This is a genomic window from Escherichia sp. KTE31 (genome assembly GCF_000407925.1).
GTDB classification, from domain to species: Bacteria; Pseudomonadota; Gammaproteobacteria; order Enterobacterales; family Enterobacteriaceae; genus Escherichia; species Escherichia ruysiae.
This window is the reverse complement of sequence record NZ_KE136726.1, coordinates 837,769-850,378: the sequence shown is the minus strand read 5'-3', so window position 1 is coordinate 850,378 and position 12,610 is coordinate 837,769. Positions and strand designations below refer to the sequence as shown.

Genomic DNA, 12,610 nt, shown 5'->3' with positions numbered 1-12,610 from the left:
ACAAACACGGGCTGGTCTCATGTGATCCTGCACCCTTTCTTCACAAAAGCCGCAGATAATCCTTCCTTTCCCTTGCTGCTGGCGTTATGGTCAGATGGTTTTTTCAACAAACTTCATAATAAAAAGTTTCAACTTACTGACTATTTAGGGAAAAATATGCGCAAGATCACACAGGCATTGAGTGCCGTTTGCTTATTGTTCGCTCTAAACAGTTCTGCTGTTGCGTTGGCCTCTTCACCTTCACCGCTTAATCCCGGCACTAATGTTGCCAGACTCGCTGAACAGGCTCCTGTCCATTGGGTATCAGTCGCACAAATTGAAAATAGTCTTGCTGGTCGCCCACCGATGGCGGTTGGGTTTGATATCGATGATACCGTTTTGTTTTCCAGCCCCGGATTCTGGCGCGGCAAGAAAATATTCTCACCAGAAAGCGAAGATTATCTGAAAAACCCGGCATTCTGGGAAAAGATGAACAACGGTTGGGATGAATTCAGCATTCCAAAAGAGGTCGCACGTCAGCTGATTGATATACATGTCCGCCGTGGCGATACCATCTTTTTTGTGACTGGTCGTAGTCCAACGAAAACAGAAACGGTTTCAAAAACATTAGCCGATGATTTCCACATTCCGGCAAGTAGTATGAATCCGGTAATTTTTGCGGGTGATAAACCAGGACAAAACACGAAAACGCAGTGGTTGCAGGATAAAAATATCCGAATGTTTTATGGCGATTCCGATAATGATATGACTGCTGCGCGTGATGTCGGCATTCGTGGTATCCGTATTCTGCGTGCCTCCAACTCTACCTACAAACCCTTGCCACAAGCGGGTGCTTTTGGTGAAGAGGTGATCGTTAATTCAGAATACTGATAGTGCGGGAGAGTGTTTCACTCTCCCGAATGCTGTTTTTTTAATCACACCTTTATCCTTTCGCTGTCTTGCTGCAAACTGAATAAGAGAGTTTTATCAAGGAGCAGCACATGTGGTATCAAAAGACGCTCACGCTTAGCGCCAAATCTCGTGGGTTTCATCTGGTAACGGATGAAATTCTGAATCAACTGGCTGATATGCCGCGTGTTAATGTCGGTTTACTGCACCTGTTGCTGCAACACACTTCCGCCTCTCTGACACTTAATGAGAATTGCGACCCCACGGTACGCCAGGACATGGAGCGTTTTTTCCTCCGCACTGTTCCCGATAACGGAAACTATGAGCATGATTATGAAGGAGCAGACGATATGCCTTCACATATCAAATCTTCCATGCTGGGAGTATCGCTTGTTTTGCCAGTGCATAAAGGACGTATTCAGACCGGCACCTGGCAGGGTATCTGGCTGGGGGAACATCGTGTCCACGGCGGATCGCGTCGCATCATCGCGACACTACAAGGGGAGTAAAAAATGACCATATCGGAGTTGCTACAATATTGCATGGCAAAACCTGGCGCTGAACAGAGCGTTCACAGCGACTGGAAAGCGACGCAAATCAAAGTGGAAGATGTGCTGTTTGCGATGGTGAAAGAAGTGGAAAATCGCCCGGCAGTTTCGCTGAAAACCAGCCCGGAACTGGCGGATCTTCTGCGTCAGCAGCACAGCGATGTACGTCCCAGCCGACATCTGAATAAAGCGCACTGGAGTACCGTATATCTCGACGGATCGTTGCCGGATTCACAAATCTATTATCTGGTCGATGCGTCGTATCAGCAGGCAGTGAATTTGCTGCCGGAAGAAAAACGTAAATTGCTGGTGCAACTCTGAAAGGAAAAGACCGTTCAGAAAGCGGCCTGATATTGCTGAAAAACTGGCTTAAAAGTCAAAAGCGGCACGGTTTTCCCCCTCGCCCTTTTAGGGAGAGGGCCGGGGTGAGGGTAAATAATCACGCCAGTGCTGGTCTGTTCCCCTTACCCTAACCCTCTCCCCGGAGGGGCGAGGGGACTGTCCGAGCACATTTTTAGACTTTGTCATCAGTCTGAGGCCGCTCAGAAAGCGGCCTTTGTGATTACAGCATTGGCTTGAGGAATCGCGCTGTATGCGAAGCTTCGCACTCTGCGACGGTTTCTGGCGTGCCGGAGACGAGGATCTCGCCGCCGCCGCTGCCGCCTTCCGGACCAAGATCGACAATCCAGTCGGCGGTTTTAATCACGTCGAGATTGTGCTCAATCACCACAATGGTATTGCCCTGATCGCGCAGTTTATGCAGTACGTCGAGCAGTTGCTGAATATCGGCGAAGTGCAGACCGGTGGTCGGCTCGTCGAGAATATACAGTGTCTGCCCGGTGCCGCGTTTTGACAGCTCACGCGCCAGCTTCACGCGCTGGGCTTCACCACCGGAAAGTGTGGTGGCGGACTGCCCGAGGCGGATGTACGTCAGGCCAACATCCATCAGCGTTTGCAGTTTACGCGCCAGAGCTGGCACCGCATCAAAGAATTCACGCGCCTCTTCGATGGTCATATCCAGCACTTCGTGGATGGTTTTGCCTTTGTACTTTATCTCCAGCGTTTCGCGGTTATAGCGTTTACCTTTGCACTGGTCGCACGGTACGTAAATATCCGGCAGGAAGTGCATTTCAACTTTGATCACGCCATCGCCCTGACAGGCCTCGCAGCGTCCGCCACGGACGTTGAAGCTGAACCGTCCTGGCGTATAGCCGCGCGCACGGGATTCCGGTACGCCCGCAAACAGTTCACGTACAGGCGTAAACACGCCGGTATAGGTCGCCGGGTTGGAACGCGGAGTACGGCCAATTGGGCTTTGGTCGATATCGATGACTTTATCGAAATGCTCCAGCCCCTGAATATCGCGATAGGGTGCCGGTTCGGCGATAGTCGCGCCGTTCAACTGGCGTTGGGCAATCGGGAACAGCGTGTCGTTAATCAGCGTCGATTTACCAGAACCTGAAACCCCTGTGATGCAGGTAAACAGACCCACTGGCAGCGTTAGCGTCACATCTTTCAGGTTGTTGCCGCGTGCGCCAGTCAGCTTCAGCACTTTTTCCGGATTCGCCGGAACGCGTTTCTTCGGCACTTCAATCTTGCGTTTACCACTCATGTACTGCCCGGTCAACGACTCTGGCACTGCCATAATCGCTTCTAGCGGCCCTTCCGCGACCACTTCGCCACCGTGAACACCTGCGCCCGGACCGATGTCGATAACGTGGTCAGCGGCGCGAATCGCATCTTCGTCGTGCTCCACTACAATCACGGTATTACCAAGATCGCGCAGATGGATAAGCGTACCCAGCAGGCGCTCGTTATCGCGCTGGTGCAGGCCGATAGACGGCTCATCCAGCACGTACATAACGCCAACCAGGCCCGCACCAATCTGGCTCGCCAGACGGATACGCTGGGCTTCGCCGCCGGAAAGTGTCTCTGCCGAGCGGGAAAGTGTCAGGTAATTCAGCCCAACGTTAACGAGGAATTTCAGGCGGTCGCCAATCTCTTTGAGGATTTTTTCCGCAATCTTCGCCCGTTGTCCGGCGAGTTTAAGATTGTTGAAGAACTCCATCGCATGACCGATGCTCATGTCGGAGATTGCAGGCAGCGGCGTATTCTCGACATAAACATGGCGCGCTTCACGGCGCAAACGCGTCCCTTCACAACTGGCGCACGGGCGATTGCTGATAAATTTGGCTAACTCTTCACGTACCGCGCTGGATTCCGTCTCTTTATAACGGCGCTCCATATTGTGCAGCACGCCTTCGAACGGATGACGACGAATAGAGGTATCGCCGCGATCGTTCATGTATTTAAATTCGATATTTTCTTTGCCAGAACCGTACAGCACCACTTTATGCACGTTTGCGCTCAGGCTGCCCCACGGCGCTTCGACGTCGAACTTATAGTGATCTGCCAGTGATTTCAGCATCTGGAAATAATAGAAATTGCGGCGATCCCAGCCACGGATCGCACCGCCAGCCAGCGACAGTTCCGGATTCTGGATCACGCGATCGGGATCGAAATATTGCTGTACGCCGAGGCCGTCACAGGTCGGGCAGGCACCCGCCGGGTTGTTAAACGAGAACAGGCGTGGTTCCAGTTCGCGCATACTGTAGCCGCAAATCGGGCAGGCGAAGTTCGCGGAGAACAGCAGTTCTTCCGCTTTGGGATTGTCCATATCCGCAACAACCGCTGTACCGCCGGAAAGCTCCAGTGCGGTTTCAAACGATTCCGCCAGACGCTGGGTCAGATCGTCACGCACCTTGAAGCGATCGATAACCACTTCAATGGTGTGTTTCTTTTGCAGTTCCAGTTTGGGCGGATCGGAAAGATCGCAGACTTCGCCATCAATGCGCGCGCGGATGTAACCCTGACTCGCCAGATTCTCCAGCGTTTTAGTGTGTTCGCCTTTGCGCTCTTTGATGATGGGCGCGAGTAGCATCAGACGTTTACCTTCAGGCTGCGAAAGCACGTTATCCACCATCTGGCTGACGGTTTGCGCCGCCAGCGGAACGTCGTGATCCGGGCAGCGCGGCTCGCCGACGCGAGCGTACAGCAGACGCAAATAGTCGTGGATTTCAGTGATGGTCCCCACTGTGGAACGCGGGTTATGAGACGTCGATTTCTGTTCAATTGAGATGGCGGGAGAAAGCCCCTCAATATGATCGACATCCGGTTTTTCCATCAGTGACAGAAACTGCCGCGCGTAGGCAGAAAGGGATTCAACGTAACGACGCTGCCCTTCGGCATATAAGGTGTCGAAAGCGAGCGAGGATTTGCCAGAACCCGAAAGCCCGGTGACGACAATCAGTTTGTCGCGGGGGATAACGAGGTTGATATTCTTGAGATTATGGGTGCGGGCGCCCCGAACTTCGATCTTATCCATTCACCTTTCCCGGATTAAACACTTTTTTGCCCGGCGGCATGGCGCTACCGGCGATCACAAACGGTTAATTATGACACAAATCGACCTGAATGAATATACAGTATTGGAATGCAAAACCCGGAGTGCTGTGTAACAATGTCGGGCCATGTTTGTTTACCGGAACCGAGGTCACATCGTGGTAAAACCGCTATTGGTAATGCTACAATCGCGCGTTTACACTTATTAGAACGTTTTTTTCAGGAGACACGACATGGCCAGCAGAGGCGTAAATAAGGTTATTCTCGTTGGTAATCTGGGCCAGGACCCGGAAGTACGCTATATGCCAAATGGTGGCGCAGTTGCCAACATTACGCTGGCTACTTCCGAATCCTGGCGTGATAAAGCGACCGGCGAGATGAAAGAGCAGACTGAATGGCACCGTGTTGTGCTGTTCGGCAAACTGGCGGAAGTTGCCAGCGAATATCTGCGTAAAGGTTCTCAGGTTTATATCGAAGGTCAGCTGCGTACCCGCAAATGGACTGACCAATCCGGTCAGGATCGCTACACCACGGAAGTGGTGGTGAACGTTGGCGGCACCATGCAGATGCTGGGTGGTCGCCAGGGCGGCGGCGCACCGGCAGGCGGTAACGTCGGTGGCGGTCAGCCGCAGGGCGGTTGGGGTCAGCCTCAGCAGCCGCAGGGTGGCAATCAGTTCAGCGGCGGTGCGCAGTCTCGCCCGCAGCAGTCCGCTCCGGCAGCGCCGTCTAACGAGCCGCCGATGGATTTCGATGACGACATTCCGTTCTGATTTGTCATTAAAACAATAGGTTATATTGTTTTAAGGTGGATGATTAAAGCATCCGCCAGTCATAAAAAAGAAGCCTCCGTTATGGAGGCTTCTGCATATCAGGTCAAAATCATCGGCCACTGTGGTGGAGTTTGACTCATCCCTTCCACCATCACCGACTCAATGTTGTGCCAGATGGCGGTAATATCGGTCATTGTGATGCCAAGCAACCCCATTGCGAACCAACAGGCGGAAACCACGCCCAGACCGCTACTGATCACTGCCAGCCCGACATAATCAGAGCGCCGAAAACGGATGTTGAGCGTGCTGGCCAGAAACATCAATACGGCGCTAAGCAGCTGCCAGCGAAGAAGAACCACGCCAGTGGTGAGGGTAGCCATCAAACATTTCCTCTGAAAATTACCAAGCCCTGGATAGCGCGACATTACTCACGGGGGGCGTGGTACACTCTGGCTATCGCGGGACTTTCAGAACATAAAATGAAACACTTAGTTTGTTTCATAAATTTTTGTGAACTATATCACAATTGCTCGTTTGTTAGCCAGATTATGCAGCTACTTTTATTGCTGCACTAATTATGTGGTTTTTCAGTGAAATCGAGACAATGCACAATAAAGAAATATTGTAACTTCCTGCCTGACCTGCATTTTTTCAACAAAGCCCTTTTGATATCAGCGAGTTATTTTCATTTAAACAACAATTATAAAGGTATCAATTTCAAATCAGGCAAAAGTGCTATTTATACCGTAAGATTTATCTAACGTCGTCGGTAGTCAGGGTTTTCACCTTGCAATGACCAGGTATAACCAGGCAGGGAATTGATAGAAATGAGCCATAGTGTGCGACACAAATTGCTGGCGTTGCCGGGTATTATCTTTGTAGTCCTCCTTCCCATCATTCTGTCGCTATGGATTGCCTTTCTTTGGGCTAAAGCGGAAGCGAATAATCAACTGCGTGCTTTTGCTCTGTTGGCACTGGAGAAATCCGAGCTGGTCATTCGCCAGGCAGATTTAGCAAGCGACGATGCGGAACGCTATCAGGGACAAATTTGTACTCCCTCTCATCAACAACAAATGCTGAATATTATCCGTGGTTATCTTTATATCAACGAATTGATCTATGCCCACGATAACCTTTTTTTATGCTCAACATTAATGGCTCCCGTTAACGGCTATACGATGCCGCCAGCGAACTATAAGCGTGAACCTAATGTCTCAATCTATTATTATCGCGACACTCCTTTTTTTGCCGGTTATAAAATGACTTATATGCAGCGAGGAAACTATGTCGCGGTAATTAACCCTTTATTCTGGAGCGAGGTGATGTCTGACGATCCAACGCTGCAATGGGGGGTATATGATACGGTGACGAAAACCTTTTTCTCTTTAAGCAAACAAGCCTCAGCAGAAAAATTTTCACCATTGATTCATCAAAGGGAAATAACCGTACAGCATAACGGTTATTTATATGCGATAGTCCATTCAACAAAACGTCCCATTGCTGCTATCGTTGCAACCTCAACTCAGCGCATTTTGTCACATTTTTATAATCACCTTGTATTTGCCTTACCGGCAGGCATTATGGGCAGCCTGGTGTTGCTTTTACTCTGGCTGCGTATAAACCAGAAGTACCAGTCACCTAAGCGTAAATTGCAACGTGCCCTCGAAAAACGGCAGCTTTGTCTCTATTACCAACCGATTATTGATATTAAAACGAATAAATGTATTGGCGCTGAGGCATTGCTACGCTGGCCGGGGAATCAGGGACAGGTAATGACGCCAGCAGAGTTTATTCCGCTGGCGGAACAAGAGGGGCTAATTGCGCAGGTGACAGATTATGTTATTAATATGGTGTTTGACGATCTCGGTTCCTGGCTGGAAAAACACCCTGAATTATCTACTTCAATTAATTTGTCTGCCTCCGATTTTCATACTTCAAGGGTGATTGCCTTAACTAATCAAAAAATAGAGCAATTCACGGTGCGTCCGCAGCAAATTAAATTTGAAGTCACTGAACATGCATTTCTTGATGTTGCCAAAATGACGCCGATTATTCTGGCTTTCCGTCAGGCTGGTTACGAAGTGGCGATCGATGACTTTGGTATTGGCTACTCCAACCTGCATAACCTTAACTCATTGAATATTGATATCCTGAAAATCGATAAATCGTTTGTTGAGACGTTGACCACGCATAAAACCAGCCATTTGATAGCGGAACACATCATCGAACTGGCACACAGTCTGGGTCTAAAAACGATTGCAGAAGGGGTGGAAACTGAGGATCAGGTCAACTGGCTGCGCAAACGCGGCGTGCGCTATTGTCAGGGCTGGTACTTTGCAAAGGCGATGCCGCCGCAGGTTTTTATGGCATGGGCAGAGCAATTACCCGCGCATGACGCCATGCGCGGGCAGTAACCCTAGAGCCGGTGGCGGTAATCGCTGGGAGTGCGATCAAATTGCCGACGGAAAACGCGGGAAAAGGTCTGCTGTGAGACGTAACCCAGATCCATCGCGATATCAAAAATAGGGCGCTCGGTGGTGCGCAGTTCAACGGCAGCCAGTAGCAGGCGGCGTTGACGAATGTAATCGCCAAGCGTCTGATGCGTCACTGTGCGGAACATCCGCTGTAAATACCACTTTGAATAACCTGATTTTTTCGCCACCACATCAATGTTCAGCGGCTGGTCGATATGCTCGTCAATCCATGCGATAAGATCCTGAATAATTTTCTGATGGGACATAAATCTGCCTCTTTTCAGTGTTCAGTTCGTTAATTCATCTGTTGGGGAGTATAATTCCTCAAGTTAACTTGAGGTAAAGCGATTTATGGAAAAGAAATTACCCCGCATTAAAGCCTTGCTTACTCCAGGCGAAGTGGCGAAACGTAGCGGCGTGGCGGTATCGGCGCTGCACTTCTATGAAAGCAAAGGATTGATTACCAGTATCCGCAATAGCGGTAATCAGCGGCGATATAAGCGTGATGTGTTGCGATATGTCGCAATTATCAAAATTGCTCAACGCATTGGCATTCCGCTGGCGACCATTGGTGAAGCGTTTGGTGTGTTGCCCGAAGGGCATACGTTAAGTGCGAAAGAGTGGAAACAGCTATCTTCGCAATGGCGAGAAGAATTGGATCGGCGCATTCATACCTTAGTCGCGCTGCGTGATGAACTGGACGGTTGTATTGGCTGCGGCTGCCTTTCGCGTAGCGACTGCCCGTTGCGTAACCCTGGCGACCGCTTAGGGGAAGAAGGCACCGGCGCACGCTTGCTGGAAGATGAACAAAACTAAAGCGCCACAAGGGCGCTTTAGTTTGTTTTCCGGTCTTTGTCTTTCACTCTATCCCGCTGGTACACGGGAGGGTTTCCCCCGACGTCAACACACCTCATTCGAGCACGTGGTGGAGGTTCCGGTTAGTGTTGATACTTTAATTGTATGTCACCGCTGTTTCTTCGCCAGTGCAAAGTGATCCTTTTTAGCCGCAATATTTTTGTCATCTTGCGTGATTTTTTACCGCGAACCTTCGCCACAAGTTGCCTACAAATGCCGTAATTTTGCGCATCAACGATAACGTTTGCGCATCAATTGCCTGGTTTTTCATCGTCAACACAAGAAAAGGGAAAAAAGCAGCAAACTTCGGTTGAAAAAGCCGCTATGATCGCCGGATAATCGTTTGCTTTTTTTTACCACCCGTTTTGTATGCGCGGAGCTAAACGTTTGCTTTTTTGCGACGCCCCAGATTGTCGCAAACCTGAAGCAGGAAGATAACGTTTCGCTGGCAGGGGATTGTCCGCCACGCATCTTGACGAAAAATAAACTCTCAGGGGATGTTTTCTTATGTCTACGCCATCAGCGCGTACCGGCGGTTCACTCGACGCCTGGTTTAAAATTTCACAACGCGGAAGCACCGTCCGTCAGGAAGTGGTTGCCGGGTTAACAACGTTTCTGGCGATGGTTTACTCGGTTATCGTCGTTCCAGGTATGTTGGGTAAAGCGGGCTTCCCGCCAGCGGCAGTTTTTGTTGCGACTTGTCTGGTTGCCGGGATTGGCTCTATCGCGATGGGGTTATGGGCCAATCTGCCGTTGGCTATCGGCTGCGCCATCTCTCTGACGGCGTTTACCGCATTCAGCCTGGTGCTGGGGCAACATATTAGCGTACCTGTCGCGCTGGGTGCCGTGTTCCTGATGGGTGTGCTGTTTACGGTAATTTCTGCCACGGGTATCCGTAGCTGGATTTTGCGCAACTTGCCGCACGGCGTGGCGCACGGCACGGGGATTGGTATCGGCCTGTTCTTGCTGCTGATTGCTGCCAATGGCGTCGGTCTGGTGATTAAAAACCCGCTCGATGGTCTGCCAGTGGCGCTGGGTGATTTCGCGACCTTCCCGGTGATTATGTCGCTGGTAGGTCTGGCGGTGATTATCGGCCTGGAAAAACTGAAAGTACCAGGCGGTATCCTGTTAACCATTATCGGCATCTCGATTGTGGGTCTGCTTTTTGATCCTAACGTCCACTTCTCTGGCGTTTTCGCCATGCCTTCATTGAGCGATGAGAACGGTAATTCGCTAATTGGTAGCCTGGATATTATGGGGGCGCTGAACCCTGTGGTACTGCCGAGCGTACTGGCGTTGGTGATGACTGCTGTTTTCGATGCCACCGGAACCATCCGTGCGGTAGCCGGTCAGGCGAACCTGCTGGATAAAGACGGGCAGATTATCGACGGCGGCAAAGCTCTGACCACCGACTCCCTGAGCAGTGTTTTCTCTGGCCTGGTCGGTGCGGCTCCGGCTGCGGTATACATTGAGTCTGCGGCGGGTACAGCGGCGGGCGGTAAAACCGGTCTGACGGCAATCACGGTTGGCGTGCTGTTCCTGCTGATTCTGTTCCTCTCTCCGCTCTCTTACCTCGTTCCGGGTTACGCAACAGCTCCGGCGCTGATGTACGTTGGCCTGTTGATGTTGAGCAACGTGGCGAAAATCGACTTTGCTGATTTCGTCGATGCAATGGCGGGTCTGGTAACGGCAGTATTCATCGTGCTGACCTGTAATATCGTAACTGGCATCATGATCGGCTTCGCGACCCTGGTGATTGGTCGTCTGGTTTCTGGCGAATGGCGTAAGCTGAACATCGGTACGGTCGTTATCGCCGTGGCGCTGGTCACCTTCTATGCCGGAGGCTGGGCCATCTAAGCTTAATAAGATTCTGAAAACGGGTGGCAATGGCTGCCCGTTTTTATTTTTCTCCGTACATTGTGTGAGCTTTTGCGATATTCTGAAAAACTGAGAGTCCGGGCATAACGCCTTTCTCAAATCATAAAAAACATTGCAAACAGGGAACGCATGGAAATCTTCTTCACCATACTGATAATGACCCTCGTGGTCTCGCTGTCCGGGGTGGTCACTCGTGTCATGCCCTTTCAGATCCCGCTTCCGCTTATGCAAATTGCCATCGGTGCGCTACTGGCGTGGCCGACGTTTGGTTTGCATGTGGAGTTTGATCCTGAACTCTTTTTAGTCTTGTTTATCCCGCCGTTGCTGTTTGCTGATGGCTGGAAAACACCAACCCGCGAATTTCTCGAACATGGTCGGGAAATATTCGGCCTCGCGCTGGCGCTGGTGGTGGTCACCGTGGTCGGCATTGGCTTCCTTATTTACTGGGTGGTGCCGGGTATCCCGCTGATACCCGCCTTTGCGCTGGCGGCGGTGCTCTCTCCGACCGATGCCGTGGCGCTCTCCGGGATTGTTGGCGAAGGGCGCATTCCGAAAAAAATCATGGGCATTTTGCAGGGCGAAGCGTTGATGAATGACGCCTCCGGCCTGGTGTCGCTGAAGTTTGCTGTAGCAGTTGCGATGGGGACGATGATCTTCACCGTCGGCGGTGCGACGGTCGAATTTATGAAAGTGGCCATTGGCGGCATTCTGGCGGGCTTCGTGGTGAGCTGGCTGTATGGTCGCTCGTTGCGTTTCCTCAGTCGCTGGGGCGGCGATGAACCCGCGACGCAGATCGTATTGCTGTTCCTGCTGCCGTTTGCCTCTTATCTGATTGCCGAACATATTGGCGTTTCCGGCATCCTCGCAGCAGTTGCCGCCGGGATGACCATCACCCGTTCCGGCGTGATGCGCCGTGCGCCGCTGGCGATGCGATTGCGCGCGAACAGCACCTGGGCGATGCTGGAATTTGTCTTTAACGGCATGGTGTTCTTGCTGCTGGGCCTGCAACTGCCAGGGATTCTGGAAACGTCGCTGGTTGCGGCGGAAATTGACCCTAACGTCGAAATCTGGATGCTGTTTACCGACATCATCTTGATTTATGCGGCGCTGATGCTGGTGCGTTTTGGCTGGCTGTGGACGATGAAAAAGTTCAGCAACCGTTTCCTGAAGAAGAAGCCGATGGAGTTTGGTTCGTGGACTACACGAGAAATTCTGATCGCGTCTTTCGCTGGGGTGCGCGGGGCAATCACTCTTGCTGGTGTGCTCTCTATCCCTCTGCTGTTGCCGGATGGAAATGTCTTCCCGGCGCGTTATGAGCTGGTGTTCCTGGCGGCTGGCGTCATTCTCTTTTCGCTGTTTGTCGGTGTAGTGATGCTGCCTGTTCTGCTGCAACACATTGAAGTCGCGGACCACTCTCAACAGTTGAAAGAGGAGCGAATCGCGCGTGCAGCAACCGCTGAAGTGGCGATTGTGGCGATCCAGAAAATGGAGGAGCGTCTGGCGGCGGACACCGAAGAGAATATCGACAACCAGTTGCTCACTGAAGTCAGCTCTCGCGTCATTGGTAATCTGCGCCGTCGCGCCGATGGTCGCAACGACGTCGAAAGTTCGGTTCAGGAAGAGAACCTGGAGCGTCGCTTCCGTCTGGCGGCGCTGCGTTCTGAACGCGCTGAACTCTACCACCTGCGCGCCACGCGGGAGATCAGCAACGAAACGCTGCAAAAATTACTGCACGATCTCGATTTGCTGGAAGCGTTGTTGATTGAGGAAAATCAATAATCTGCATGGTTGGCGG

11 protein-coding genes are annotated in these 12,610 nt (G+C 51.4%); 8 read left to right on the top strand and 3 right to left on the bottom strand.

The annotated features are described in order from the left end of the window. The first annotated feature begins 156 nt into the window (after window positions 1-156). The 3 genes from aphA to WES_RS01705 all read left to right on the top strand — a co-directional run bounded on the left by aphA (window position 157) and on the right by WES_RS01705 (window position 1,757). Entirely contained in the window at window positions 157-870 is a 714-nt protein-coding gene (gene aphA, locus WES_RS01695) for an acid phosphatase AphA (protein ID WP_010344812.1), read from the top strand. A gap of 110 nt (window positions 871-980) precedes the next feature. Continuing rightward, window positions 981-1,397: a secondary thiamine-phosphate synthase enzyme YjbQ gene (locus WES_RS01700; RefSeq protein ID WP_000270381.1), complete on the top strand. Its 417-nt coding sequence runs from the start codon at window positions 981-983 to the stop codon at window positions 1,395-1,397. 3 nt (window positions 1,398-1,400) lie between these two features. Further along, window positions 1,401-1,757, top strand: coding sequence for an MmcQ/YjbR family DNA-binding protein (locus WES_RS01705; protein WP_000155671.1), 357 nt, complete (start codon window positions 1,401-1,403; stop codon window positions 1,755-1,757). A 241-nt stretch (window positions 1,758-1,998) separates the two neighbouring features. On the opposite strand, the gene uvrA is transcribed toward WES_RS01705, so the two are convergent. After that, the gene (gene uvrA / locus WES_RS01710) at window positions 1,999-4,821 is read right to left on the bottom strand and encodes an excinuclease ABC subunit UvrA (protein WP_016159880.1); all 2,823 of its coding nucleotides are present in this window, start codon (window positions 4,819-4,821) and stop codon (window positions 1,999-2,001) included. A gap of 250 nt (window positions 4,822-5,071) precedes the next feature. Here uvrA and ssb1 point away from each other — a divergent pair, with 250 nt between their 5' ends. Then, complete coding sequence (ssb1, locus tag WES_RS01715) at window positions 5,072-5,608, top strand: single-stranded DNA-binding protein SSB1 (RefSeq protein WP_000168309.1); 537 nt, start codon at window positions 5,072-5,074, stop codon at window positions 5,606-5,608. 98 nt (window positions 5,609-5,706) lie between these two features. Here the strand turns inward: ssb1 and WES_RS01720 are convergent, their stop codons facing one another. Continuing rightward, window positions 5,707-5,988, bottom strand: coding sequence for a YjcB family protein (locus WES_RS01720; protein WP_016159882.1), 282 nt, complete (start codon window positions 5,986-5,988; stop codon window positions 5,707-5,709). Between the two features lie 447 nt (window positions 5,989-6,435). Here WES_RS01720 and WES_RS01725 point away from each other — a divergent pair, with 447 nt between their 5' ends. Next, on the top strand, window positions 6,436-8,022 hold the full coding sequence (locus tag WES_RS01725; protein WP_000019885.1) for an EAL domain-containing protein: 1,587 nt from the start codon (window positions 6,436-6,438) through the stop codon (window positions 8,020-8,022). A 2-nt stretch (window positions 8,023-8,024) separates the two neighbouring features. Here WES_RS01725 and soxS read toward each other — a convergent pair whose 3' ends face one another. Then, a complete protein-coding gene (gene soxS, locus WES_RS01730) occupies window positions 8,025-8,348 on the bottom strand; it encodes a superoxide response transcriptional regulator SoxS (RefSeq protein ID WP_000019358.1) in 324 nt (107 codons plus the stop codon). Window positions 8,349-8,433: 85 nt separating this feature from the next. On the opposite strand from soxS, the gene soxR reads away from it, so the two are divergent. The 3 genes from soxR to WES_RS01745 all read left to right on the top strand — a co-directional run bounded on the left by soxR (window position 8,434) and on the right by WES_RS01745 (window position 12,594). Continuing rightward, on the top strand, window positions 8,434-8,898 hold the full coding sequence (gene soxR, locus WES_RS01735) for a redox-sensitive transcriptional activator SoxR (protein WP_000412428.1): 465 nt from the start codon (window positions 8,434-8,436) through the stop codon (window positions 8,896-8,898). Window positions 8,899-9,444: 546 nt separating this feature from the next. Beyond that, window positions 9,445-10,794: a guanine/hypoxanthine transporter GhxP gene (gene ghxP / locus WES_RS01740; protein WP_000106865.1), complete on the top strand. Its 1,350-nt coding sequence runs from the start codon at window positions 9,445-9,447 to the stop codon at window positions 10,792-10,794. Window positions 10,795-10,944: 150 nt separating this feature from the next. Then, the gene (locus WES_RS01745; protein ID WP_000402211.1) at window positions 10,945-12,594 is read left to right on the top strand and encodes a Na+/H+ antiporter; all 1,650 of its coding nucleotides are present in this window, start codon (window positions 10,945-10,947) and stop codon (window positions 12,592-12,594) included. The last annotated feature ends 16 nt before the right edge of the window (window positions 12,595-12,610 follow it).

Excerpts from the sequence above, each read along its gene's own strand:
- ghxP (WP_000106865.1), top strand. The coding sequence starts at position 9,445 with ATGTCTACGCCATCAGCGCGTACCGGCGGTTCACTCGACGCCTGGTTT.
- ssb1 (WP_000168309.1), top strand. The coding sequence starts at position 5,072 with ATGGCCAGCAGAGGCGTAAATAAGGTTATTCTCGTTGGTAATCTGGGC.
- WES_RS01725 (WP_000019885.1), top strand. The coding sequence starts at position 6,436 with ATGAGCCATAGTGTGCGACACAAATTGCTGGCGTTGCCGGGTATTATC.
- WES_RS01745 (WP_000402211.1), top strand. The coding sequence starts at position 10,945 with ATGGAAATCTTCTTCACCATACTGATAATGACCCTCGTGGTCTCGCTG.
- WES_RS01705 (WP_000155671.1), top strand. The coding sequence starts at position 1,401 with ATGACCATATCGGAGTTGCTACAATATTGCATGGCAAAACCTGGCGCT.
- WES_RS01700 (WP_000270381.1), top strand. The coding sequence starts at position 981 with ATGTGGTATCAAAAGACGCTCACGCTTAGCGCCAAATCTCGTGGGTTT.
- WES_RS01720 (WP_016159882.1), bottom strand. The coding sequence starts at position 5,988 with ATGGCTACCCTCACCACTGGCGTGGTTCTTCTTCGCTGGCAGCTGCTT.
- soxS (WP_000019358.1), bottom strand. The coding sequence starts at position 8,348 with ATGTCCCATCAGAAAATTATTCAGGATCTTATCGCATGGATTGACGAG.
- soxR (WP_000412428.1), top strand. The coding sequence starts at position 8,434 with ATGGAAAAGAAATTACCCCGCATTAAAGCCTTGCTTACTCCAGGCGAA.
- uvrA (WP_016159880.1), bottom strand. The coding sequence starts at position 4,821 with ATGGATAAGATCGAAGTTCGGGGCGCCCGCACCCATAATCTCAAGAAT.
- aphA (WP_010344812.1), top strand. The coding sequence starts at position 157 with ATGCGCAAGATCACACAGGCATTGAGTGCCGTTTGCTTATTGTTCGCT.